The following is a 23,644-nucleotide window of genomic DNA, read 5'->3' on the forward strand; positions in this document are numbered from 1 at the left end:
ACATCTACACTCGGATGTCTTGTACAATTTTTAAATTCAACTGACTATATCGATAACTGAATAGCTAAAGAGATGGCATGACGACCTGCGTGAAAAATGCTAAGCTATCTACCATTAATATGTCTATATAAAACTGGGTTTGCCATGACTGAGAATACGCATTTGCATACGCAGGAGCCGCAAAATACCAAGAGTATTTTTAACTTGCCTAATAACCTTACTATCGCGCGGATTTTAATGATTCCGCTATTTGTCGCGATTGCTTATTGGCCACCTGCTATGGGAATTGGCATGCCTGCCATCTCAGACAATGTGATTGCGCGGGTCGGTATGAGCGAGTTTAGTGATAGCTTGTTACGCCATTTACTTTTGACTAGCGTTTTTATTATTGCAGCGATTACTGATTGGCTTGATGGATATTTTGCCCGTAAGCTTAATGTTATGTCAGCCTTTGGTCGTTTTTTAGACCCCGTCGCTGATAAGTTGATGGTGGCGGCGGCGCTTATTATCTTGGTGCAATGGCATCCCAATATTATTATGGCAATCGCCGCGATTGTGATTATCTCGCGTGAGATTGCGGTGTCAGCGCTGCGTGAATGGATGGCAGAGCTGGGCAAAAGTACCAGTGTGGCGGTGTCGTATGTCGGCAAGCTAAAAACGACGTTTCAAATGGTGGCTATTACGGTACTTTTATTAAACTGGGAATCGCTCGAAACGATCGGTTATGTGCTGATGGTTGCTGCCGTTATTTTGACGCTATGGTCGATGATGATTTATCTAAGAGCTGCTTGGCCGTATTTAAAGCAAAGCGGGTAAATCTATAACGCAGATATGGTCAACAAACAACATAGACAACAAAAAACGCCAGTCGCATTAGCCGCTGGCGTTTTTTATGGTCTGTTTGAAATACGGCTGATGTTGCCTATTTGCCTTAGACATTGTTCGTATGGTTGATATATACTCGAAATTATTAGGGTCTGTTGAACATTCAAATATTAGGGCTGCTGATTGCTAAAATTGCACCAAACTAGGCGCAAACCGACGATAATGTCGAGACCTTAGCTAGGCTTGCAACAACGTTTGGGGTGATTTTAGCATCAGCCTTTCAGGGCAATACTCTTTTTTGCCAATATATGGCGAAATTGTTTAACCTAGAATGACTAGGCATCAAAAATTTCACTGCATATTGTCTAAAAAATAATGACTGCCAGCACCACATTTGAATGTTCAACAGACCCTGAACAAAATACAAGAAAATTGGTCAAGCTATCATGAAACGGCATTCAAATAAGGAAATAAACATGACATTACATCAGACACAATCGGGCGTTGCCGTATTATTGTTGGCATTATTAACGGGGTGTTCTTCTGGCTCAAACATGCAGGAAGAGTCCACCTCAACCATTCAGCAAGAAAAATCTATCCAAACAGACGCTACTGCAGAACGTTCCACTCAGGACGCGGCAGAATCGGAGCGTTTGGGCACAAAGTGGGGCGATGACGTCGACTCAAAAGTGACGACTGTTGATCTGCGCCGTACGAGCAGTGAGCCTATCGAGCAGATGCAAGTCCGTTATGCAGACAAAGCCTATAATGGACGTGCGGTTAATAGCATATCACTACTGGCGGGCAAGGTTGATTTTTCGATGGAAACGGACACAGATACGTTATCGATCTATCGAGATTCAGGTAATTATTACGTCCAAGGTCAAGCGGGTCAGGCCTATCGTTTGGTGTATCATAATAACAGTGACAACACTTATGAAATCGTCGCTAGTGTCGATGGAATCAATGTCCTCAATGGTAGCGCTGCCAGTCGCTATGACAGTGGATATGTGCTAAATCCACATGATAATTTGGTGATTGAAGGTTTCCGTAAGAGCCAAAGCTCAGTAGCATCCTTTATATTTAGCAAACCAGAAAGTGCCTATGCTGCCAATACCAGCTCAGGTTCTATCAATAACACAGGTGTAATAGGTACAGCCATCTATGGCTTATATGATCCTACTAGACCTAAATCTAAGCAACCGCAAGCGTATCCAGCAGACAATGGTTATGCGAAACCACCGCAGTAATGCCTATCGATAGAAAATAGATAACGTGTAAAGAAACGCCAGTCGCATTAGCCACTGGCGTTTTTAATTTTGCTATTTCTGGTTTAGATAACTTATAACGTGACTGAGTTATTTTCACCCAGATTGGTCGCTTTTTTGCCGTCCATTACGGCAGCAGTGGTCATCTTAAACATATTGACGACCGAGCTACCACTGAGCCAATATTCAGCGCCGTGTGGTACGACTTTAATCAGCTGTACATTTGGATCTTCTTTACCTTGCTCATAAAAAGCATTGTAGATCGGAGACCATAGCTCGTCTAATTTCTCTTGGTCTTCAACCAGTTCCGCTTTACCATTAATTGAGACATAGTTTTTGGCGTCTTGGCTGACATATGCCAAGTTTACTTGCGGATCTTTCTCAATGTCACTCACGGTTTCGGTACTCTTGTCACCGATGAACCAAATCTCTTTTGCACCGATGCTCGTCTCGCTCGTTGTCATTGGGCAGGCATGCAAATGACCTTCGTGAGTACGAGTTGTCATCATGGCAAACTTGATGTCTTTTACTAATTCTTGCACTTTATTGATATGGTCTTGTCTACTCATAGTAAATTTCCCTTTCTTTATTTTGATTAAGTCGTAGTGATCAAATAGTTGATTGTTTATAGTAGTTTTTATTCAGGCTAAGTGTTTTCCAAGTATCGAAAACCAGATGAATTGAGAAAAACGATCATCGCCTTAACAACTGAAACTAGAATACCGAGTTGTGACCTTGTGTTTATATAGGTTGCCCGTAAGGCGATGTGAGGGTTTGTAAGGACTATAAGCTTTAGGTAAAAATTGTGACGACATCGCTGTTAAGTTTCTGTTGTGAAAGTAGCCTGTTGTAAAAGTAACAAGGGTTGCAACGATGGCGAAGATTTCACTATTATTGAATAGCAACCATCAGCAATTTATCTTGGTTTTGACCTGCTTATTACAGGGCTTCTTGTTATAATACCCAGACCATTTACTTTGCATGGCAGAGATGCCTTGATCTTACGGATTATGCCTTTATGATGACCATCGCCGGACAACCGTTTCTTACCGATTTTCAGACGCAGCAACTCATCAGTCAGTTTCAGCAAAAAACCGAGCTAAATGTCAGCCAAATCCATACCCAGCAAGTGTATGTGTTATCACGAGAAATAGAAGGTGATGAGCATAAAAAAGCATTAGACTTACTTGCTGTCGATAGTAGCACTGTCCTTGAAGCCCCCAAAAGCAATCAGTTACAAGTCATCGTAGGTCCACGTTTTGGCACGATTTCGCCATGGGCAAGTAAAGCGACTGATATCTTTAATAACTGTGAAATTGCGATCAATCGCGTCGAGCGTGTCGTTGTCTATACCCTAACAATCGATGGTGAAGTCAGTGAAAAGCTATCGACTGCCGCTGAGCAGGTGTTGTTTGATCGTATGACGCAGAGCTTGGTCTATGATTTGAGCGATGTCAGTAAATTGTTCGACGATCAAGCGCCAGCATCACTGAATCATATCGATGTCATCGGACAAGGTCAGTCGGCGTTAGAATCAGCCAACACAGAATTCGGCTTTGCGCTATCTGTCGAAGATATTGATTATTTGATGAATGCGTATGTCAATGAGCTAAAACGCAATCCAACTGACGTTGAGCTAATGATGTTTGCCCAAGCAAACTCAGAGCATTGCCGTCATAAGATTTTCAATGCTGAGTGGACAGTCGATGGCGAAGTACAGCCAAAGTCACTGTTCCAGATGATTAAGAATACTTATAAAGCCAATCCACAAGGTATCTTGTCGGCCTATAAAGACAATGCCGCGGTAATGGCAGGTTCTGAGGGTATGCGTTTTTATCCAATTCCTACCGACGCGATGGATGCCAATTCAATTCATCCTTATGACTTTCATCAAGAAGCAATCGATATTTTAATGAAAGTCGAAACCCATAACCATCCAACCGCGATTGCCCCTTATTCTGGTGCAGCGACTGGTGCGGGCGGTGAGATTCGTGATGAAGGCGCGACTGGTCGTGGCGGTAAGCCAAAAGCAGGTTTGACAGGTTTTCATGTATCACACTTACATATCCCAGAGCTTGCGGAAAAGTGGGAGCAGTCAGGTCAATTGAGTACGCAGGATTATGGTACGCCGGATCGTATGGCTACTAGCCTTGAGATTATGACCGAAGCGCCTCTCGGTTCAGCCAACTTCTCAAATGAATTTGGTCGTCCTAACCTATGCGGTTATTTCCGTAGTTTTCAGCTTGATACCTCAGCGGCAAAAGACGGCAGCGAGATGCGCGGCTATCATAAGCCAATCATGCTGGCAGGTGGTTACGGCAATATCAAACGCAACCTCATTGAAAAAAATGCCATTCAACAAGGTGATTTGCTTATCGTCCTTGGTGGCCCTGCGATGCAGATTGGTCTAGGTGGCGGTGCAGCCTCTTCGGTTGATAGTGGTGACCTTGATGAAGGCTTGGACTTTGCCTCAGTTCAGCGCGATAACGCTGAGATGGAGCGTCGTTGCCAAGAAGTCATGGATCGTTGCTGGGCACTAGCCGGTAGTGATGTCGATGTGAGCAATAATGGCAAAGACGGCAACCCTATCGTTTCATTGCATGATGTGGGCGCGGGCGGTATCTCTAATGCGATGCCAGAATTGGTCAATGACCACGAGATGGGCGCGGTACTAAATCTGCGTAAAGTTCCATCGTTAGAAGCTGGCATGTCGCCAATGGCCATCTGGTCAAATGAAGCGCAGGAGCGTTATGTCCTCGCGATTCATCCAGAAAGCGAAGCCCAATTCGATGCCATCTGTGCGCGTGAGCGTTGCCCGTATGCCATCTTGGGAACAGCCACGGATGTTCGTCAGCTGGTCGTTGACGATACCTTGCTCGCTGAGCAGCCTGTCGATATGCCGATGCAAGTATTGCTCGGTGGTACACCAAAGATGAAGCGTAGCTTTGACCGTCATGACACCAGCTTACCTGCATTAGAGTTAGGTGAGGTCAATTTAGCTGAGTCAATCAAAGACGTGTTGCGTCACCCAACGGTCGCTAGCAAATCATTCTTGATTAGCATTGGTGACCGTTCTATCACTGGTATGGTCGTGCGTGACCAGTATGTTGGTCGCTATCAAGTGCCTGTATCTGATTGTGCAGTGACAGCGTCAGGCTTGATTGCGCTAGATGGTCAGGTGATGAGCGGTGAAGCCATGAGTATCGGCGAGCGTACGCCAGTTGCCCTAATCAGCCCTCAAGCTTCAGCACGACTTGCCATTGGCGAAGCGATTACCAACATTGCTGGTGCACGTATTGCTCAGTTGTCTGATATCACCATGTCAGCGAACTGGATGGCAGCTTGCGGTGATGATGCAGAAGATGCAGCATTATTCGACGCGGTATATACCGTCGGCGAAGAGCTGTGCCCAGCATTAGGTATCGCGATTCCAGTTGGTAAAGACTCGCTATCGATGCGTGCCAACTGGACTGACAGTAGTGAAGCAGGTGAGACGGATAAATCAGTTGTGTCACCAATGAGCCTTGTGATTACCGCGTTTGCTCCTGTGGTTGACGTGGCAAAAACGCTAACCCCTGAGCTAATCAATGGCGATAGCGCGTTCTACCGTATTGATTTGTCTAAAGGCAAGTTACGTCTAGGTGGTTCAATCCTTGCGCAAACGCTGAGCCAATTGGGTAACGACTGCCCAGATTTGGCGCAGCCAAGCGACTTGGTCGACTTCTTTAACTTTGTCCAAGCGGGCAACGCGCAAGGTGTCATCAGCGCTTATCACGATATCGGTGATGGCGGTCTATTGGCAACTATCGCTGAGATGCAATTCACCAGTCGTCAAGGTATCAAACTGTCATTGACTGATGATAACTTACTCGGTCAATTGTTCAGCGAAGAATTGGGCGCGGTCATCCAAGTGTTACCAGAAAACGTCGCCGCATTGATGCAATTGGCAGAAGAGTTTAATGTTGCTGATATGCTCAGCCTCGTCGGTCAAAGCTCAGAAGAAGACAGCCTCATTATCCAAACGCCAACGCTTATGGGTGATGATACTCTCAGCTTTAGCCGTACTGAATTACAGCAAGCGTGGACTCAGGTCAGCTATCAAATCGCGCGTCGCCGTGATAACCCAGCGTGCGTACAGCAAGAGTATGACTTAATCGCTGATGCAAGCCATCAAGGTCTCATCGCTGCGCCGAATTTTGATTTGAATCAGAAGGTTGAAGAACCATATTTAGCCAGTCGCGAGAATAAACCAAGAGTCGCTATCTTGCGCGAGCAAGGCGTCAATGGTCAGACAGAGATGGCAGCAGGCTTTACCCAAGCTGGCTTTGAAGCGGTCGATGTACACATGAGCGATCTACTGAGTGGTCGTATCAATCTACGTGACTTCGACGGTCTGGTCGCTTGTGGTGGCTTTAGTTATGGTGATGTATTGGGCGCAGGCTCTGGCTGGGCGAACTCTATCTTGTTCCATGATGAGTTACGCATGCAGTTTGTCCGCTTCTTTGCCCGTCCTGAGACCTTCTCACTAGGTGTCTGTAACGGTTGTCAGATGATGGCTCAGCTAAAAGACCTCATCCCAGGTGCAGATAACTTCCCACGCTTCATCGCTAACGAGTCGGCTCGTTTTGAAGCGCGTACGGTCAATGTGAAAATCGAGCGTACCAAGTCTATCCTATTCAAAGGTATGCAAGACAGCATCTTGCCAATCTCTGTGGCACATGGTGAAGGCTATGCCACGCTAGACAACACAGAGATTGACGGTATGGCCAAACACGGTCAGCTTGCGATGCGTTATGTCGATAGCCAAGGTCATCCAACTGAGACGTATCCGCTCAATCCAAACGGTTCTGTCGGCGGTGTCACGGGTCTGTGTAGCACTGATGGTCGTGTGACGATTATGATGCCGCATCCTGAGCGTAACCTAAAAGCTTATAACCACAGCTGGAAACCAGAAGAGTGGGATGAGGACGGTGCGTGGATGCGTATGTTCCGTAATGCTCGCGCTTGGTTGCGCTAGTCGCAAACCTAGATGCTTGATTAGCTTCGTCAAACTTGCTGAGCCTACGACATGTAGTGCTTGCGCATGTTTTCCTCGCTACTCAAACCTCTAGCAATTGCTTATAGTTTTAGATAGCTGTTTTTAAAATAAAAAGGTGGGCTTCGGCTCACCTTTTTTGTGTTTGGAGTTTGAGTATTTAAATGTTTAAAGTAACGCCTTAATTTTGCTATTAAGTGATGTAGAGTAGGTTGGTGTGGAGCTTGCGACACCCAACGGTTTAGGGGAGCTAATCCCGCCTTCCACTTGTATCTGCCAGTCTGGGCGCGGCGCTGGCTACGGTTTGGGTCGTCGCTTGCTTCGCGTCGCCACCCCAAAACCTAGCCATCGCAACTTGCCCAAACTAGCAGGATACCGCTACAGTCGGGGCTAAAAAGCGCCTTCGAATAATCGTTTCATGATAAGTCAGTCTGAGCATTAACGTCAGTCTTACCGGTGGACTGGGTGAACCTTACGTAGTGTACTGTTATAGGAGGTTTTATTAAGTTACCACAAGACTGATACGGGTTATTTTTCCCAATCTTTTTCTATTTCTATATCATGCAGTTTTTTATCCAATCCTCTCGAAATACTAAGAATTTCTTTTTGAATGAAGTCACTCAAGTGTCCGAGAGGAATGTATTGGTTACGTACTATATCGGCTTTTTGAAATTCAGGCAGATTTGATATGATTGAAAGGTATTCTTTGAGTTGCTCTGGGTGCGTTGTAGAGCGTTGTAACCGCTTCACGAAAGTAGAGGAAAAAGCTTTGATAGCCTTTTCATTATCATCATCATTTAATTCTAAATAAATTTTTTCAGCAAGTTTTTTTTGAGACCAACCAAGTCGTTCGCAAACTCTCTTAATTTCTAAGATTAATTGCTTACTCTCTTCCCATTTTCCTGTCCTATTTTCGCTTGTTGTCCTCATTTGTCTTTTTCCATTAGTTAATATGGTTTTGTCCTCAAGGACATCTACTTAATTTAAAGGAGTAATAACTATGTTGAAATTTACTAATGTACAAGCAGCAAGCAATACGCCACCAAACGGCCCAAGCACTACAGGTAATCCTTCTGGTGGTGGTCGTGGTAACAATTCACCGCGTGGCAAATAGTTAGTAGCAAGCAGCAATATTTTCCCTAAAACGAGAAACAAATTGTTTCTCGTTTCCTCCAATGTCACTTTGACTGATATCATCCATTGTTTTTTCTAATGCACATATGCACAGAGCAGTCTTTTCTTTAACAGAATCGCGAGATAATGCATGGAGTCGACCAGAAGAGCATGCATTAATTAACTCATATTCTGTTGCCACTGGGTATCGATCATCTGATATAAATTTTCCAACTTCATACCCTCCAAATGCAGATAAAGAGATAACGAAAGAGGTTAATATAATTGGCTTTTTAAAACGTTTATAAAAGTATCCTTCTAGTGTGTTTTTACAACTCGCACATGCTATGTTATTTTCATGCTCTAGTTGATTAATCTCTTTACAAGCAGGACACTCGATCTGCATGTTTTTTCCTTGTACTGGTTTGATATCTAAAAAATAGACTTTAGACAAAATGAATTGAGTAAGATATAAAGCTTCTTGACACTTTTAGTTGCTTCATTAAGAGCGACTAAGTTCGTTTAGAATACTATTCTTGATAGCTATTTTTTAAAATAAAAAGGTGAGCACTAAGCTCACCTTTTTTTTAAAGTAAAAATCTAATAGTTTAAGACAAAAAATATAATCTTCCATACTACAGCTTCAAAAAAAGTCTACTATTGAGTTTAAAGTATAATACTATGACTTTCAAATTTTGTAATATAGCGACTAAATACTACTGATATTGAAAATTACCATAAGAGAAAATATATGGCTATAACAGATTTATATTTTAAGCGCCGCATGCGTGAACGAGGTGAGTATGGTGATGTTTATCAGTATGAGAAACTGCCTCAAAAATTTAGAGTACAGATTGTTCATATTTGGAAAGAAACGATAGAACCTGACCCATCAATAATTCATAATAATACTAAAAGGTTGGTAGGTAGAGATATAGGTTCAAGACGAGCGTATGAAGAAATACATAGGATCTTGTTAAAAGAGCTAGGACTGTTCGAATTACCTATTAAGCATGAAACTTATGATAGTCATTTTCGTAAAATATCAAAATATTTTTTGAATGTAGATGATATCGAATTGGCTTTAACTGTATTAGAATTAATGTGCCAAGCGATACTATCATACCAAGGTAAAGATTTTGTAGATTATGATGAATCTACGGCAATTGAAGAGACGAATATTAGGTTTAAAGAAAATGGTATCGGTTATCAGTATGAAAATGGACAAATTATACGAGTAGATTCACAGCTAATTCATGCTGAAGTGGTAAAACCTGCTTTAGAGTTACTCAATAAATCGATGTATAAAGGAGCGCAAGAAGAATTTTTGAAAGCTCACGAGCATTATAGACATGGTGATTACGGAAACGTATTAAGCGAATGTTTAAAAGCTTTTGAAAGTACTATGTTAATCATCTGCGATACTCAAGGGTGGGAATACGATAAAAAAGCTACGGCTAATACTCTTGTTAATATTTGCATGGATAATAACTTGATCCCCGATTTTTGGCAAAGCCACTTTAATTCCCTTAAAAGTCTATTAACATCTAGTATAGCAACACCTCGCAATAAGCTTGGTAGCCATGGCAAAGGCAATGATGAGAAGGTAATTCCAGAGTATTTAGCAAGTTATATACTTCATATGACAGCATCTACAATATTATTTCTTGCAAAAGCGGAACAAGCTTTAGAGTGACTCCTTGGAAAGGAAGGTTATATTCTTGCGTGTAAATAATACGAAGAAGACATAGCATTTGGTTGCTGAACCCTTGCTTTTGGCCAGTACAAACATATTACTGTAATCCAGTGAAATAGTAGTTTTGCAATAAAACTACTACTTATCCTCTGAACGCTTTTTAGCCTCAGCAATCAACTCATGAATTTTAGCGCTTTCCTTTAGCACACAAGCATCATAGGCAGAGAGCGGCTCAGACGCTTGCTCTTTTTCCTGATCTTGTTTGGCTTTTTCTGCTAAATAACTTTCAAGTTTTTCGGCTTCAGAATCGCCCATAGTTTATCCCTCATATGATTTTTACCATAAAAAAAACGGCACTGAAATCAGTGCCGTTTTATCAGTCGTGAGAATGTAAATCCTAATCACGACTCATCAAATACTGACGCACTACGTTATCAATCCCAGCTTAAAATCACCTTACCGCATTGCCCACTTTCCATGATATCAAAGCCTTCTTGAAAGTCATCAATGTGCATGCGATGGGTAATGATAGGCGATAGATCAATACCACTAATCAGCATTTGCTCCATCTGATACCACGTCTCCCACATCTCACGGCCATAAATACCTTTTAGGGTTAGCGCCTTAAAAATAATCTTGCTCCAATCTACCGTGGTGGTGTTAGGCAAAATGCCCAAGAGAGAGATTTTAGAGCCGTTATACATGTTACTAATCATTGAATCAAAAGCCTGAGGCGAGCCTGACATCTCCAGCCCAATATCAAAGCCGTGCATTTTTAACTCAGCAATGGCGCCTTCGATGGTTTCACCTTTGGCTGGGTTGACGGTCATCGTCGCGCCCATTTTTTTGGCAAGTTCCAAGCGATAATCACTGATATCACTCGCCACAATATTACGCGCCCCTGCGAATCGGCAAATCGCCGTTGCCATGGAACCAATTAGCCCCGCACCTGTAATCAGCACGTCCTCGCCAAGTAGAGGAAATGAAAGGGCAGTATGAGTGGCGTTGCCAAAGGGGTCCATAATGGCTGCCATCTCATCGCTGATACGCTCATCGAGTTTCATAGCATTATCGGCAGGTATCACCAAATATTCGGCAAATGCGCCATCGCGATCAACGCCCACGCCGATGGTGTTTTCGCAGACATGCAGCTTGCCACGGCGGCAGTTACGGCAATGCCCGCAAGCGATATGTCCTTCGCCTGTGACTCGGTCACCCACTTCAAAATGCTTCACGCCATCGCCCATTTCGCTAATGATACCGACGTATTCATGTCCGATAATCATCGGTGTCTTTATGGTTTTTTGTGACCACTCATCCCACTTATAAATGTGCAAATCTGTCCCACAAATGGCGGTCTTTTTAATTTTTATTTTAACGTCATTGATGCCGACTGTAGGTTCTGGCATGTCTTGCATCCAGATGCCTTTTTTGGCATGGGCTTTAACCAGTGCTTTCATACTTTTCTCTTATTTAACGGTGTTGTGCTTAATGGTTGAATCTAGCGAGTGAATATCGAACAAATACCGAACGACGCTTAATCAATCACTTTCATTTGCTTAGCAACTTTGATAAAGGCGGCGATACACTGGTCTAGCTGCTCGCGAGTATGGGCGGCAGAGAGCTGCACACGAATGCGAGCCTCGTCTTTGGGTACGACAGGGTAGAAGAAGCCAATCACGTAAATGCCTTCTTCAAGCAGCGCATCTGCCATTTGCTGCGAGACATTGGCGTCATAAAGCATGACCGCACAAATTGCCGATGCAGTGGGCTTGATATCGAAGCCCGCATCTTGCATTTTCTTCACAAAATAGGCAGTATTTTCATGCAATTTATCTTGTAGGGTATTGTCTTGTGACAGCATCTCAAACGCTTTTACCCCAGCCGCTGCCACCATAGGAGGAATGGAGTTTGAAAACAGATACGGGCGTGAGCGTTGACGCAACATCTCAACGATTTCTTTTTTACCCGTGGTAAAGCCGCCAATAGCACCGCCAAAGGCCTTGCCTAAAGTACCAGTGATCAGCTCAATATCACCACGTAGATTGAACAATTCAGTCACGCCGCCACCAGTGTGACCGACCACGCCTGCTGAATGCGACTCGTCAATCATTACCATGGCATCATACTTTTGTGCCAGCGCATAAATCTCATCCATTGGCGCGACATTACCATCCATCGAAAACACACCATCGGTGACAATTAAGCGAAAACGCTGTGCTTGCGCCGCTTGCAATTGCGTCTCTAAATCTTGCATATCCGCATTGGCATAGCGATAACGTGCCGCTTTACATAGGCGCACACCATCGATGATCGAGGCATGATTTAACGAATCAGAAATAATGGCATCTTCGCTGGTCAGCAGGGGCTCAAAAGCACCGCCATTGGCATCGAAACAGGCCGCATAAAGAATCGTATCTTCGGTATTAAAAAACTTAGAAATCGCTGCTTCTAATTGCTTATGCAAATCTTGCGTACCACAAATAAAACGCACCGATGACATGCCATAACCTGAGTTTTCGATGGCTTCGATAGCCGCCTTTTTAATCTCAGGATGATCAGACAGTCCAAGGTAATTATTGGCACAGAAGTTAAGCACCTCACGGCCATCAGTGATCTTGATGAGTGCATCTTGTGGAGAGGTGATCACGCGCTCGGTTTTATACAGTCCTGCCGCCCGTATGTCGCTGATTTCTTGTTGTAGGTATTTCTGAAAGTCTTGATACATAAAGATTCCTTTTTTAATATTATTGGTATTTTCTGAAGGTCTGTTGAATGTTCAACAGACCCTAACAATGCAGATATTAGGACTGCTGATAGAACCAAACTATTTGCGTATTAATACGGGTTAACCACAAATTGCTAAATACTGACGCACGACATTATCCATGCCTTGCTCCAGTGATTCAATCGTAAATGCATGACCAATCGACACTTCAGCGATATCACTAAGCGCGAGCAAGTCAGCCAAATTATCCAAATTCAAATCATGACCAGCATTGACGCGGATACCGTTTTGATTGGCTAGATTAATACAGTCGCTAAAGCGTTGCTTGACCTCATCGAATTGGTCGCCGCTCTTACCATTACTGTAGGCACGCGCCCATTCTTCGGTATACATCTCGATCGTCTGTACATCGCTCTCGATGACTGCTTTGACTTGCTCAATATCAGGGTCGATGAACACCGCACAGCGCGTACCAAACGCTTCTAGCTCTTTGCTTAACGTTGATAAGAATTCATGATGTTTGATGATATCAAAGCCATGATCCGAGGTCAGCTGATCGTCACTGTCTGGCACGAGCGTGCATTGATGCGGCTTTACTTCACGGATAATCTTCAAGAACTGCTCGTTTGGATTCCCTTCGATATTGAACTCAATCTCTGGATAGTCCTTTAAAAATGCACTGATATCATAGACATCTTGGTATCTGATATGACGCTCATCAGGGCGTGGATGTACGGTAAAGCCTTTAACCCCTAGATCAATCAGCTTCTTCACAAAGGTCAACAGGTTAGGGTAATCAGTACCGCGCGAGTTACGGATTAAAGCCAATTTATTCAAATTTACGCTAAACAATGTGCTCATAAAATTCCTTGTACAGCTCGTTTATTATTGATGATATGAAAGGGTTAATAAAAATCGTTGGTATCAGCATACTTCTTATTCAATGCCTTTAAAATAGCATAAGTCTCTAAGTCTACCGTTCCTGTTGGGTTACGGGGTCGAAAGTGCAGCTGAAACGCATAGACGACATCGCGACTGACTTTGTCCCACTCGTCGCTACTGTTAATCTGATAGCCATAGTCACGAAACTGCTGCTTCATCTCAGGTATCGTTGCCGCTGCAAATGTGTCTATGTCCATAAACGCAAATTTATCAGCGTCATCATACCAAGCGCCGATGCCATATTGCTTATACAGTTGCTCCCAAGGGAACTTTGCACCGGGGTCAATCTTGCGCGAGGGTGCCATATCAGAATGACCGATGATATTTTTTGGTGAGATATCATATCTGGCGGTGATATCTTGCACCAACTCCGCGACCTTTTTAATCTGCAATTCATCAAACGCCACATAATGCTCATAAGGATGATACGCCAACTTGCCGTCTTTTAGGGCACTTTGATACTCAGGCGCAATCCCTGCATTGACGATTTCGATGCCGATAGAGGTATCGTTCAGGATAGTTCTACCTGCAAAGCCGCCATCACCCGCATGCCAAGCGCGCTCGTTTTCTGGTACTAGATTATAAATTTTATCATCGTCATTATCTAACACTAAATAGTGCGCGCTGACCTTGCCTGTGGTCAGTGTTTTTATCGATCGGTCATTGTCTGACACCGTATAGTGCAGCACAATGGTTTTGATGCGCTCGCTTTTGCCAGTGGCTTGGTGGGTTTTACTGTCCACGATGTAGCTTTCGGTGGTCGCGACTGGAGAGGTTATGGTCACGCAGCCAATCAGGGGCAGTGTTAAGCCAAACGCTAAAAAGATGTTTTTTACCATGAAATGCTCTGTGTGAATAAAGGTAAGCTTTGATATAGTCGTTTCAATATAATTTGGATATAAGGAAGGCGAGCGAAAGTACTACAAATAGTAGACTAAGCGAGCCTGACACCGTATCTGATTTATATAGGATTGACTATACTTGCCTTTATTTTTTTATTGATAGTAGATAGATGAGATCGAGATATCTTTGAAAGTTTTTTTTAATTCTTGCGAATCTTCTTCGCCAACACTTTCTTCCAACTCTCTTCTAAACACTCAATCGCAAGCCATGGCTCAATCAACTCGGCATTAAACTTCTCTTTTGAATTAGACAATTGCCACAGCTTCTCTAACGTGGCGAATGGATAAGGGCGTTCTCTCAAGTAAACTGGCAAATCCGCATTAATTAGACCATCTGTCACGACTTGAAAGTACCAACCAGCGATACCTTGTTTGCTGACCCATGCCGCGATATTTGGCACTCTGGTAAACTGTCCGATCTGATCATTGATCTTGTAGCAGGGGCGGCGCGGTTGGACGATACGCAGTTGTAAATTATCAACATCATCTGTACTAGTAGCCGTATTACCATATTCAAAAACGTCACCAATGCAAACCGTAGATTCGGTCATTTCAGGCAACCCATTGACGGCTTCAGTCGTGAGATTTTCGCCCAATGTACCGACGCGGACTTTTAGACCAAACTCTGCATTTATTTTCTCATAAGTAGCCGTCGCTAATTGATGAACGGCTTTGAGTGGGCCGCCATGATGCTTGCGATCGGCTTGTTCGTCAGTAATTAATCCCATAAAGTTGACCGCGACAGGTGCGTTAATTGGCGCTTTATCGATGGCGCTCATTTCTTCACGGGTGAATGGCATGGCTTTGCCAGCGCGGACGCAGGTTAGATTGGCGATATGTAGCGGCAGGGTTTGGTTAAAGTCGGCTACATTTTTTGGGGTAGAAGATATTAGCGTTGCTATATTTATAGGTTCTAAGTTCATAGGTTTTCCTAATCTATAGGGATTTATTAGGGGAGAGGCTACTTTAATACTGGTATTAATAATGCGTATTATCTTAGCTTAATCATTCATCTAATGCTAAGCATTCAGCTGCTTAAAATTTAGTAGTAGGTGAAAGGGTATTAGAACGGTAAATTTTAGACAAAAAAAGACCAGAATACATATCTGGTCTTTTTGGTTTTCACAGCGTTATGAAAATAAATAAAATTATTTATTTTTATTGCGGCGACCAGCGGTTTTCTTTTCACGTGGTACAGCGACCAGCTCAGACAATTGCTCAGGTGATGACCATAGACCTTCTAAGTCATAGAACTCACGGGCTTGCGGCGTCATTACATGCACGACGACAGCGCCCAGATCAATCAATGTCCAGTCAGAGTCGATACCGCCTTCGCGACCAAGTGGCATAAAGCCCGCTTGCTTCGCTTCAGCGCCGACATTGTCAGCCATCGCGCGTACATGGCGCTTAGAAGTACCGTCAGCGATAACGATGCGTTCGGTTACGTCAGTCAAATCTTCTACATTCATTACGGTGATGTTCTTCGCTTTCATATCATCTAGAGCGGTCTCAACAACGGCTAAGCATTCTTTTAAGCGTTCTTCAGTCATGGTGTTGGTCATAAATTTTGATCTCTTGAATCGTCAATATTAAAAATAAAAAGGTAAATCGTCAATTTGCATGCGTTGGCATTGTCGAATGGACTAGATGTCGCCAGTCAGCTGTAGAGACTGGATGGGCAAAATGACAAAGATAAGGCGATTTTAACGGAATTGAGCAGCAGAATATAGCTGATGGGCGATAATATATTGATAAACAGCAGGATTTAGCCATTTAGCTAATGGATTGGGTGCAGTATTGTCTATGATATCATTTATTGGTGCGATAGATGTCATTTGCCTTGCCGCTGCGGACATTATATTCGATCGATTTTCCGTCGGCTGCAACTGTTGGCGTATCTGTGTACTGGATATCGTGGCGATAGGATGCGAGTCTATATAAATGTGGCCTTGATGTGTGTTTTTCAAGAGACGGCTATTGGTCGATGCTTGAGAGGTGGGCTGTAATAAATCAATAGGCGCATCGATGCGTAAAGATTGCAGCTGCGCAGGTAATTGGATGTGCAAGTTCATCGTATCCTGCGCGACTAACGTTTTTTTCGTGGAATGAGTCGTGGTTGCCAACAGGCGATTATTTTTATTATTAATATCAGACAGGTCATCACGATTAAACACCCAAAGATTGACATAATCCGTAAGCTCTAAACCGTTTTTCCATTTGCTCAAACTCAGCGCGCTATCCATACCGATAATGAATATTAGACTGTCATACGGATAACGCTGGCGCAACGTGCGTACACTATCGATGGTATAAACAGGCGGTGTTTGCCACAGCTCAAGCTCATTAATTTGTAGCGGTGTGTTGAGTGTCGCAAGCTTTAACATCGCCAGACGGTGTTTAGGATCTGTACTTTTTTCTTTAAAGGGAGAGCGCGCATTGGGCAATAGTGACACGTGCAGCGTGCGCTGTTGCTGCTTGGCTATCGGTAGCAAACGTTGATAAACAGTCATCGCCATTTGCAGATGACCATCATGTACGGGATCAAATGAGCCGCCAAGATAAGCACGAATGGCTGGCGCAGGTGTATTTTTTTGAGGATTTTTGCTGGTATTTGGCATAAATAAATGCGTAAAAATAGATAAGAGGCACGTTGTCGTTGATGCATTTTACCCTTTTATCAGCTGACCTTTTTAGGTTAAATGCTTCGATGGTAACGCTATTGTAGAGGGCAAGCGGGCATCTGTCATTAAAAGCGCTGAAATACTAGGTAAAATGAGCACTTAGATATCCGTGATGAAAATTTTTAAAAAAGTCAGTTATGAATATAGCCAATAAAAAACCGACCATCATGTTGATAGTCGGTTACTTATAGCGCAATTAGTCCTACATTTTAATGCAATTAAATCGCGTCGCTATGAGCTTGAATAGCGGTAAGGGCGATGGTGTAGATAATATCATCGACCAAGGCTCCGCGAGACAAGTCGTTTACTGGCTTATTCAAACCTTGCAGCATTGGGCCAACACTCACTACATTGGCGCTACGTTGTACGGCTTTATAAGTGGTATTGCCCGTATTGAGATCTGGGAAAATAAAGACATTGGCTTGCCCAGCAACCGGTGAATCAGGCGCTTTTTGCTTGCCGACGCTCATGACAGAAGCGGCGTCATACTGTAGTGGTCCATCGACTTTTAGGTGTGGCGCACGCTCGCGGACGATTTGGGTCGCGCGTGTAACTTTTTCGACGTCCGCACCAGTTCCTGATGAGCCTGTAGAATAGCTAATCATCGCAACTTTTGGATCAATACCGAAGGCGGCAGCAGACTGTGCTGATTGAATGGCAATCTCAGCCAGTTCTTCGGCATTTGGATCAGGATTAATGGCACAGTCACCGTAGACCACCACTTGCTCAGGTAGCAGCATAAAAAATACTGATGATACGAGCGAGTATTGCGGTGCGGTCTTAATCAACTGAAACGCTGGACGGACGGTATTGGCGGTGGTATGAATCGCGCCAGAGACGAGGCCGTCGACTTCGTCCATCTGTAGCATGGTCGTGCCTAGATATACGGTGTCTTTTAAGTATTCAGCCGCGACTTCTGCGCTGGTTTTACCTTTACGGCGTTCGACTACTGCAGTGATATACTTATCCATATCAAGCGTGTCGGGGTCAATTATTTCAAGACCTTCAGGTAAAACTAAGTCGAGATTTTTAGCCACTTGCTCGACATCACTACGCTTAGCGAGTAGTACACAGTTGGCGATGCCGCGGCTTTGACAGATACAAGCGGCTTCAACCGTACGCGGCTCAGAACCCTCTGGTAGCACGATGCGTTTTTTGGCGTCTTGTGCTTTTTTAACCACTTGATGACGGAATGCAGATGGTGAGAGGCGCGGCTCATGATTTTGACTAAAATAGTCTTTAATCCAGCTAAGATCTAAATGGGCGGCGACATAACGAGCCACTTCTTCAGCACGTTCAGTATCATCACTTGGAATCTCTGCGCTCATGTGCATGAGGCTCTGTACGGTCTCATAGCTGTCGCTTTCGACACTCATGACAGGGATGCCTGTTTTGAGGGCAGATTGCCATAGCTCAGCGACGGTTGCACTCGGCTCGACGCCGCCGGTTAATACCAATCCTGCCAGCGGGATACCATTGATACAAGCCAAACCTGCTGCTAATAGTAAATCATCTCGATCGCCCGGTACGACGATAAGAGTGCCACGTTTAAACACCTCATCGACGCGTGCGACCGAGCGTGCGGTTAGGCTAATGCGGTTAATACGGCGTGACTTAGCTTCACCGACATTGAGCCATTTGGCATCAAGCTCAGTGGCGATATCCCACGTACGAGGCACGGACAGTGAATCACTGAATGGCACCACCCCGATTAAACGGAACGCATCAGTATTAAAATGCGGTGATAGGCGCTGGACTTCTTGCATAAAGCCGTCATCTAAACTCACAACCGCTTCACCAGGGGCAACGATTTGATTTTCTACGGTGCTTTGCGCATTTGGCAAGTCATGTACACGCATCAAAATCGCGCCGAGTGTGCGCTCATGGGCGATGCCGCCAAACTCACGAGCGTGAACGTCAAGCTTATCAGCCAGATAGGCCGGTTTACTGGTATCAGCGGTGCTAACAAAGATGATTCTAGCATCTAATGCATGGGCAATCGCCCGGTTGATTTGCGAGGCATAAGAGGTCTCTGTGGTCGGTACTAAGCCTTCACAGATCACCACATCGTAATCATCGCCCAGAGTATGATAATTGACGACCACTTCTTCCATCAAGTCATCAAGATTACCATCACCAATCATACGCTCAACACGCTGCCGACTGATAGATTTAGGTGGCGTCAGACCAAAAGCATGCATTGCTAACGCGCTTGAGCTGTCTAAACTGTTTTGCTTATCAAGTGTATCATCTTGCAAAAATGGCTTCATAAAGCCCGCTTTGATACCGTTGTAATCAAGAGCGCGAATCAATCCAAGCGCTGCTGACGTTACGCCGATACCACGGCTGATGGGAACTAGTAAAATGGTTTGCATAAAGTATCCTACGGTTTATTATATTTTTAAAGCTCACTTCATCCTTGCTGGAATGAGTAAAACGTCGCGCTTCTCATCATAGGCTATGTATAAGAAGCGCTGGGCAAAAAACAATCCAAAACGTCTAATGAATAAAAGCTTATAAGGCGACTAGAAGCTTATGAGAAAATTACAAGTAACTTATAATATAAGCAACTTATAAAAAATCTCGAGCTTAGAGTAAGCCCAATGCTTCACGTGTTTCTTGAGCAATACGGCACTCTTCATCGGTTGGCACAACCCATAGCTCAATGCTGCTATCGTCTGCGTGGAAGCTGCCTTCGCTACCACCAAACAAGCTCGCATTTTTGTCAGCGTCTACTTTTATGCCGAAATGACGCATCACTTCTAGGATACTGGTTCGGGTGGTGACTGAGTTTTCGCCGATACCACCCGTAAAGACAATGCCTGTGAATTCTGGCAGCGCGCAGCTTAAGCTGGCAAGATATTTACCGACGCGGTAACAGAACATCTCGATAGCGAGCTTAGCATCTGCGTGACCTTCGTTCGCCGCTTGTTCGACGGTACGTAAATCATTAGACAATCCTGAGACACCCAATAGACCACTTTCATTATTGAGCATGGCATCAATCTCTTCCAAGCTCATACCAAGCTGGCGCTTTAGGTGTATGTGTAGACTTGGGTCAACATCACCACTACGCGTACCCATCATGAGCCCTTCAAGCGGGGTCAGACCCATACTGGTATCGAAACTTTTGCCATCATAAACGGCAGTCGCCGAGCAGCCATTGCCCAGATGCGCTGTAAGCCAACCATGTGGGCCTTTAGACTCTGTAATCTCACTGGCACGCTCTGAGACGTAAGCATGAGACGTACCATGAAAGCCATAACGGCGGATTTTGTGTTCTTCGTATAGGGCTTTTGGTAGTGGGTAGCGAAAAGCAACAGGAGGCATGGTTTGGTGAAAGGCTGTATCAAAGACGACGACTTGAGGAATATCAGGATAAATCGCCTGTACCGCTTCGATACCTAAAGCATGGGCAGGGTTATGCAGTGGCGCGAGTATTTTTAAGCGTTTTACTTCGTCCAGTACGTGCTCATCGACACGGACTGCTGCAGAGTACTCACGGCCACCATGAACCACGCGATGACCAACGGCGATGAAATGATACTGTTCTAATAGCTCAAGGATTTTTTGTAATGCTAACTGATGACGACCACCTGAGATAGAGATTTCCAGCTTATCACCATTTAACGTCGTGTGTTTGATACGAGCAGTATCGAGTCCTAAGTTTTCGGCCAAACCAGTGATACGAATAGAATTGTCTTCGCTAATCAGCGCGTATTTGATAGAAGAGGAACCGCAGTTGAGGACTAAGGTGGGATTGATTAGGTTCGATGTTTCGGTGTTTTTGTCATCAAAAGTGGTGGTTAGGCTGGCGCTCATACTCTGTCCTTAGATTGTATTTTGTAAAGGGTGACTCATCACAGACGAGTACCGGTTGAATAAACAAAAACCAGCCGCATCCATGCCGACATAGGTCAAGCAAGTACATTGCTGATTCTGGTCACTCTTGGGCTGGCACTATTGATCAGTGCTTGTTAAGTCGCATGCTAGCGCCTCAACACAGTCGCAAGGTCTACACATAATGTACCATAGTTTTATGGCTATACCACGATAACTATAAGGGTTAAATCGATAGAATGTGGTATAGACAATACAACTGTACACCGAGTGTCGCTAGGGTTTGTCGGCTGCTACAGCCAAATATAGTAACTCATAATAAATTGTAAGAAAATTTGTCTAAGTAAATATAATAGGCTGTTTTACCATTATAGCGATACATTAAGACCACTAGTATCAACGCTCGCTTAGTAAATGGCAGTCGCACAGTCTAGAAAAACTTAGAAAAACCAAACTCGTCCAAATTTATTGATTAGGGATATTCAGTATGCACACAGCATTATGTAATAATGCTATTATCCAAAGCAGTCATATTGTCATTTTTTAGCGATGGCGATAGCTTTTATTTAGCTGTCTATAAGGTTTGATCTATCGCCTTTATGACTCGTGCTTTTTATCATCCTCATGCCATTGCAAAGTCACAGGTTCTCTATTCTATGTTTACTATTAACCGCTTTTCGAAAACTGAGCACACTAATGTCGCTGATCTTGGTCGCCGTGTTATCTCCACTTTTATTATTAGTGGGGTGATGATGATGGGTTTGACGGGTTGCGGTCAAAAAGGCAATCTATACCTCGCCGACGCTAGTAGCCAGACGGTTCAAGGAGCTACGGATAGCGCTGGCATACAGGGTAGTACCTATTCGACACAAGATGATAGTCATCAAGAAATGGATGATTTTAAGCTACCGGAACCTAGTGAAGACCCGAATGATTATTGATTCTGATTAAAGAATCAATGCCGTCAACGAGATTTCGGTGTGCACCCTAAGATTTTTTTAACTTTGTAACCTGATGAAATTAGAGATGTTTATATGAGTCATTCTGAGCAACAAACTGGCGAATCTGTCACGATCCAAACTGATCAAGGCTTGTATGTTAATCCTCAAGCCTTAACCGCCCATTTACCCGCGCTAGATTATCACGATGGTGCATTGTATATGGAGCAGGTGAGTATTGCTGACGTGGTCAAACACTATGGTACGCCATGCTATGTCTACTCAAAACAAGCTATTTTGGATGTCTATCAAGCTTATAGCGATAGCTTTGCCAGTTTAACGCATCAGATTTGTTATGCGGTAAAAGCCAATTCTAACCTTGCTGTACTTGGTATATTGGCGCAAGCAGGCGCAGGGTTTGATATCGTTTCACGCGGCGAGCTAATGCGGGTATTGGCGGCAGGGGGCGAAGCTGCACGTGTGGTATTCTCAGGCGTCGGCAAAACCTATAGCGATATCGAGTATGCCCTGACCCAAGGTATTGGTTGTTTTAACGTAGAGTCAATCAGCGAGCTGACTTTGATTAATGATGTGGCACAGAAATTGGATAAACCTGCGCCAATTTCACTACGGGTTAATCCCAATGTCGACGCCAAGACGCATCCGTATATTTCAACAGGGCTAAAAGATAATAAATTTGGTATCACCCACGAAGACGCAGTTGCCGTCTATGAGCAAGCGGCGCAATTATCTCATATCGATATCGTCGGTATTGACTGTCATATTGGCTCGCAGTTGACTGAAGTTGCGCCATTTGTCGCGGCATTGGATAAAGTGGTTGAGTTGATACATAACTTACGTGATAAAGGTATTGAGCTACGTCATATCGATTTGGGCGGTGGTTTGGGTGTGCGTTATATCGATGAGACGCCAGTATCTATCGACGAGTTTGCCCAAGCTTTATTACCGAAACTTAGCGAGCTTGGCTTAACGGTATTCTTTGAGCCGGGTCGCAGTATTGTGGCAAATGCTGGGATATTATTGACCAAGGTTGATGTACTCAAACCAACGGAACATAAGAACTTTGCCATTGTTGACGCAGCAATGAATGACTTGATTCGTCCGGCGTTATATCAAGCTGAAATGGCAGTCATTCCAAGTGTTTTGCCTGAGAATGGCATCGGCACTGATGGCACGCAGCCATGGGATATCGTTGGCGCTATTTGCGAAACGGGTGATTTTTTAGCGAAAGACCGTTTATTGTCGCTCGCGGTAGGCGATGTTTTAGCAATCACAGGCGCTGGTGCGTATGGCTTTACCATGAGTAGTAATTATAATTCACGCCCGCGTGCTAGTGAGGTAATGGTAGCCGATGATAGCCATCAACTGATTCGCAAACGCGAAACCATTGAAGCACTATATGCAGACGAAGTATTGTGGCAAGGTAAATAAATCGGTGACCAACAGATTTAGCCATTTTTAGCCCATTTAGGCGTTTTCGTTTAGATTGAGGGCATGCCCTAAATAAAAAGCCCATTGTCTTTATGATGATGGGCTTTTTTATGGCCTGCTCTAATGAGAGATATCAGTTTGGCTGTACAAGGTAGATTTAGCATCGTGTTAACTTAGTATTTGATAGCGGTGATAGTTATGATTGTATCTGACAGCGTGCTAAT

The 23,644-nt window shown here is 44.0% G+C and carries 20 protein-coding genes; 7 read left to right on the plus strand and 13 right to left on the minus strand.

The genetic code is table 11. From position 1 onward, the window contains the following. Nucleotides 1–144 precede the first annotated feature (144 nt). Nucleotides 145–816: a CDP-diacylglycerol--glycerol-3-phosphate 3-phosphatidyltransferase gene (gene pgsA, locus INT03_RS12840; RefSeq protein ID WP_055123738.1), complete on the plus strand. Its 672-nt coding sequence runs from the start codon at nucleotides 145–147 to the stop codon at nucleotides 814–816. A 485-nt stretch (nucleotides 817–1,301) separates the two neighbouring features. After that, entirely contained in the window at nucleotides 1,302–2,075 is a 774-nt protein-coding gene (locus tag INT03_RS12845) for a hypothetical protein (protein ID WP_193009252.1), read from the plus strand. Nucleotides 2,076–2,167: 92 nt separating this feature from the next. On the opposite strand, the gene INT03_RS12850 is transcribed toward INT03_RS12845, so the two are convergent. Beyond that, the gene (locus INT03_RS12850; protein ID WP_193009253.1) at nucleotides 2,168–2,662 is read right to left on the minus strand and encodes a pyridoxamine 5'-phosphate oxidase family protein; all 495 of its coding nucleotides are present in this window, start codon (nucleotides 2,660–2,662) and stop codon (nucleotides 2,168–2,170) included. Nucleotides 2,663–3,111: 449 nt separating this feature from the next. On the opposite strand from INT03_RS12850, the gene purL reads away from it, so the two are divergent. Then, on the plus strand, nucleotides 3,112–7,110 hold the full coding sequence (gene purL, locus INT03_RS12855; protein WP_193009254.1) for a phosphoribosylformylglycinamidine synthase: 3,999 nt from the start codon (nucleotides 3,112–3,114) through the stop codon (nucleotides 7,108–7,110). A gap of 235 nt (nucleotides 7,111–7,345) precedes the next feature. Beyond that, a complete protein-coding gene (locus INT03_RS12860) occupies nucleotides 7,346–7,522 on the plus strand; it encodes a hypothetical protein (protein ID WP_193009255.1) in 177 nt (58 codons plus the stop codon). A 134-nt stretch (nucleotides 7,523–7,656) separates the two neighbouring features. Here the strand turns inward: INT03_RS12860 and INT03_RS12865 are convergent, their stop codons facing one another. Both INT03_RS12865 and INT03_RS12870 read right to left on the minus strand, forming a co-directional pair. Further along, a complete protein-coding gene (locus INT03_RS12865) occupies nucleotides 7,657–8,058 on the minus strand; it encodes a hypothetical protein (RefSeq protein ID WP_193009256.1) in 402 nt (133 codons plus the stop codon). 184 nt (nucleotides 8,059–8,242) lie between these two features. After that, nucleotides 8,243–8,647 (minus strand): hypothetical protein, encoded by a 405-nt coding sequence (locus INT03_RS12870; RefSeq protein ID WP_193009257.1) that lies wholly within the window; start codon nucleotides 8,645–8,647, stop codon nucleotides 8,243–8,245. 345 nt (nucleotides 8,648–8,992) lie between these two features. Here INT03_RS12870 and INT03_RS12875 point away from each other — a divergent pair, with 345 nt between their 5' ends. Then, the gene (locus tag INT03_RS12875; RefSeq protein ID WP_193009258.1) at nucleotides 8,993–9,937 is read left to right on the plus strand and encodes an STM4504/CBY_0614 family protein; all 945 of its coding nucleotides are present in this window, start codon (nucleotides 8,993–8,995) and stop codon (nucleotides 9,935–9,937) included. 138 nt (nucleotides 9,938–10,075) lie between these two features. On the opposite strand, the gene INT03_RS12880 is transcribed toward INT03_RS12875, so the two are convergent. From INT03_RS12880 to INT03_RS12925, 10 genes are all read right to left on the minus strand, one after another. After that, nucleotides 10,076–10,252, minus strand: coding sequence for a hypothetical protein (locus INT03_RS12880; protein ID WP_193009259.1), 177 nt, complete (start codon nucleotides 10,250–10,252; stop codon nucleotides 10,076–10,078). Between the two features lie 119 nt (nucleotides 10,253–10,371). Continuing rightward, entirely contained in the window at nucleotides 10,372–11,397 is a 1,026-nt protein-coding gene (gene tdh / locus INT03_RS12885; RefSeq protein WP_193009260.1) for an L-threonine 3-dehydrogenase, read from the minus strand. A gap of 77 nt (nucleotides 11,398–11,474) precedes the next feature. Further along, entirely contained in the window at nucleotides 11,475–12,665 is a 1,191-nt protein-coding gene (gene kbl / locus INT03_RS12890) for a glycine C-acetyltransferase (protein ID WP_193009261.1), read from the minus strand. A gap of 120 nt (nucleotides 12,666–12,785) precedes the next feature. Further along, nucleotides 12,786–13,526 carry a pyridoxine 5'-phosphate synthase gene (locus tag INT03_RS12895; protein ID WP_193009262.1) on the minus strand — a complete coding sequence of 247 codons (741 nt, stop codon included), beginning with the start codon at nucleotides 13,524–13,526 and terminating at the stop codon, nucleotides 12,786–12,788. A gap of 44 nt (nucleotides 13,527–13,570) precedes the next feature. Next, a complete protein-coding gene (locus INT03_RS12900; protein ID WP_193009263.1) occupies nucleotides 13,571–14,446 on the minus strand; it encodes an N-acetylmuramoyl-L-alanine amidase in 876 nt (291 codons plus the stop codon). 203 nt (nucleotides 14,447–14,649) lie between these two features. Then, nucleotides 14,650–15,432, minus strand: coding sequence for an MOSC domain-containing protein (locus INT03_RS12905; protein WP_193009264.1), 783 nt, complete (start codon nucleotides 15,430–15,432; stop codon nucleotides 14,650–14,652). Nucleotides 15,433–15,657: 225 nt separating this feature from the next. After that, nucleotides 15,658–16,071: a ribosome silencing factor gene (gene rsfS / locus INT03_RS12910; RefSeq protein WP_193009265.1), complete on the minus strand. Its 414-nt coding sequence runs from the start codon at nucleotides 16,069–16,071 to the stop codon at nucleotides 15,658–15,660. A gap of 141 nt (nucleotides 16,072–16,212) precedes the next feature. After that, nucleotides 16,213–17,127 carry a nicotinate-nicotinamide nucleotide adenylyltransferase gene (locus INT03_RS12915; protein ID WP_193009266.1) on the minus strand — a complete coding sequence of 305 codons (915 nt, stop codon included), beginning with the start codon at nucleotides 17,125–17,127 and terminating at the stop codon, nucleotides 16,213–16,215. A gap of 281 nt (nucleotides 17,128–17,408) precedes the next feature. Beyond that, nucleotides 17,409–19,565, minus strand: a complete 2,157-nt coding sequence (pta, locus tag INT03_RS12920; RefSeq protein ID WP_193009267.1) for a phosphate acetyltransferase — start codon at nucleotides 19,563–19,565, stop codon at nucleotides 17,409–17,411. Between the two features lie 214 nt (nucleotides 19,566–19,779). After that, a complete protein-coding gene (locus INT03_RS12925) occupies nucleotides 19,780–21,012 on the minus strand; it encodes an acetate/propionate family kinase (RefSeq protein ID WP_055123535.1) in 1,233 nt (410 codons plus the stop codon). Between the two features lie 674 nt (nucleotides 21,013–21,686). On the opposite strand from INT03_RS12925, the gene lptM reads away from it, so the two are divergent. Together lptM and lysA are read left to right on the plus strand one after the other, a co-directional pair. Further along, the gene (lptM, locus tag INT03_RS12930; RefSeq protein WP_193009268.1) at nucleotides 21,687–21,971 is read left to right on the plus strand and encodes an LPS translocon maturation chaperone LptM; all 285 of its coding nucleotides are present in this window, start codon (nucleotides 21,687–21,689) and stop codon (nucleotides 21,969–21,971) included. Nucleotides 21,972–22,064: 93 nt separating this feature from the next. Beyond that, complete coding sequence (gene lysA, locus INT03_RS12935; protein ID WP_193009269.1) at nucleotides 22,065–23,420, plus strand: diaminopimelate decarboxylase; 1,356 nt, start codon at nucleotides 22,065–22,067, stop codon at nucleotides 23,418–23,420. Nucleotides 23,421–23,644: the final 224 nt, after the last annotated feature.

The sequence above is a fragment of the Psychrobacter sp. PG1 genome (assembly GCF_014897815.1).
Lineage (GTDB): Bacteria > Pseudomonadota > Gammaproteobacteria > Pseudomonadales > Moraxellaceae > Psychrobacter.

Bases quoted from the DNA above. Each gene is read 5' to 3' on its own strand.
- rsfS (WP_193009265.1), bottom strand. From the start codon at position 16,071: ATGACCAACACCATGACTGAAGAACGCTTAAAAGAATGCTTAGCCGTT.
- INT03_RS12845 (WP_193009252.1), top strand. From the start codon at position 1,302: ATGACATTACATCAGACACAATCGGGCGTTGCCGTATTATTGTTGGCA.
- INT03_RS12870 (WP_193009257.1), bottom strand. From the start codon at position 8,647: ATGCAGATCGAGTGTCCTGCTTGTAAAGAGATTAATCAACTAGAGCAT.
- INT03_RS12880 (WP_193009259.1), bottom strand. From the start codon at position 10,252: ATGGGCGATTCTGAAGCCGAAAAACTTGAAAGTTATTTAGCAGAAAAA.
- tdh (WP_193009260.1), bottom strand. From the start codon at position 11,397: ATGAAAGCACTGGTTAAAGCCCATGCCAAAAAAGGCATCTGGATGCAA.
- pgsA (WP_055123738.1), top strand. From the start codon at position 145: ATGACTGAGAATACGCATTTGCATACGCAGGAGCCGCAAAATACCAAG.
- lptM (WP_193009268.1), top strand. From the start codon at position 21,687: ATGTTTACTATTAACCGCTTTTCGAAAACTGAGCACACTAATGTCGCT.
- lysA (WP_193009269.1), top strand. From the start codon at position 22,065: ATGAGTCATTCTGAGCAACAAACTGGCGAATCTGTCACGATCCAAACT.
- kbl (WP_193009261.1), bottom strand. From the start codon at position 12,665: ATGTATCAAGACTTTCAGAAATACCTACAACAAGAAATCAGCGACATA.
- INT03_RS12875 (WP_193009258.1), top strand. From the start codon at position 8,993: ATGGCTATAACAGATTTATATTTTAAGCGCCGCATGCGTGAACGAGGT.
- INT03_RS12865 (WP_193009256.1), bottom strand. From the start codon at position 8,058: ATGAGGACAACAAGCGAAAATAGGACAGGAAAATGGGAAGAGAGTAAG.
- INT03_RS12925 (WP_055123535.1), bottom strand. From the start codon at position 21,012: ATGAGCGCCAGCCTAACCACCACTTTTGATGACAAAAACACCGAAACA.
- INT03_RS12895 (WP_193009262.1), bottom strand. From the start codon at position 13,526: ATGAGCACATTGTTTAGCGTAAATTTGAATAAATTGGCTTTAATCCGT.
- INT03_RS12905 (WP_193009264.1), bottom strand. From the start codon at position 15,432: ATGAACTTAGAACCTATAAATATAGCAACGCTAATATCTTCTACCCCA.
- INT03_RS12900 (WP_193009263.1), bottom strand. From the start codon at position 14,446: ATGGTAAAAAACATCTTTTTAGCGTTTGGCTTAACACTGCCCCTGATT.
- INT03_RS12915 (WP_193009266.1), bottom strand. From the start codon at position 17,127: ATGCCAAATACCAGCAAAAATCCTCAAAAAAATACACCTGCGCCAGCC.
- INT03_RS12850 (WP_193009253.1), bottom strand. From the start codon at position 2,662: ATGAGTAGACAAGACCATATCAATAAAGTGCAAGAATTAGTAAAAGAC.
- pta (WP_193009267.1), bottom strand. From the start codon at position 19,565: ATGCAAACCATTTTACTAGTTCCCATCAGCCGTGGTATCGGCGTAACG.
- purL (WP_193009254.1), top strand. From the start codon at position 3,112: ATGATGACCATCGCCGGACAACCGTTTCTTACCGATTTTCAGACGCAG.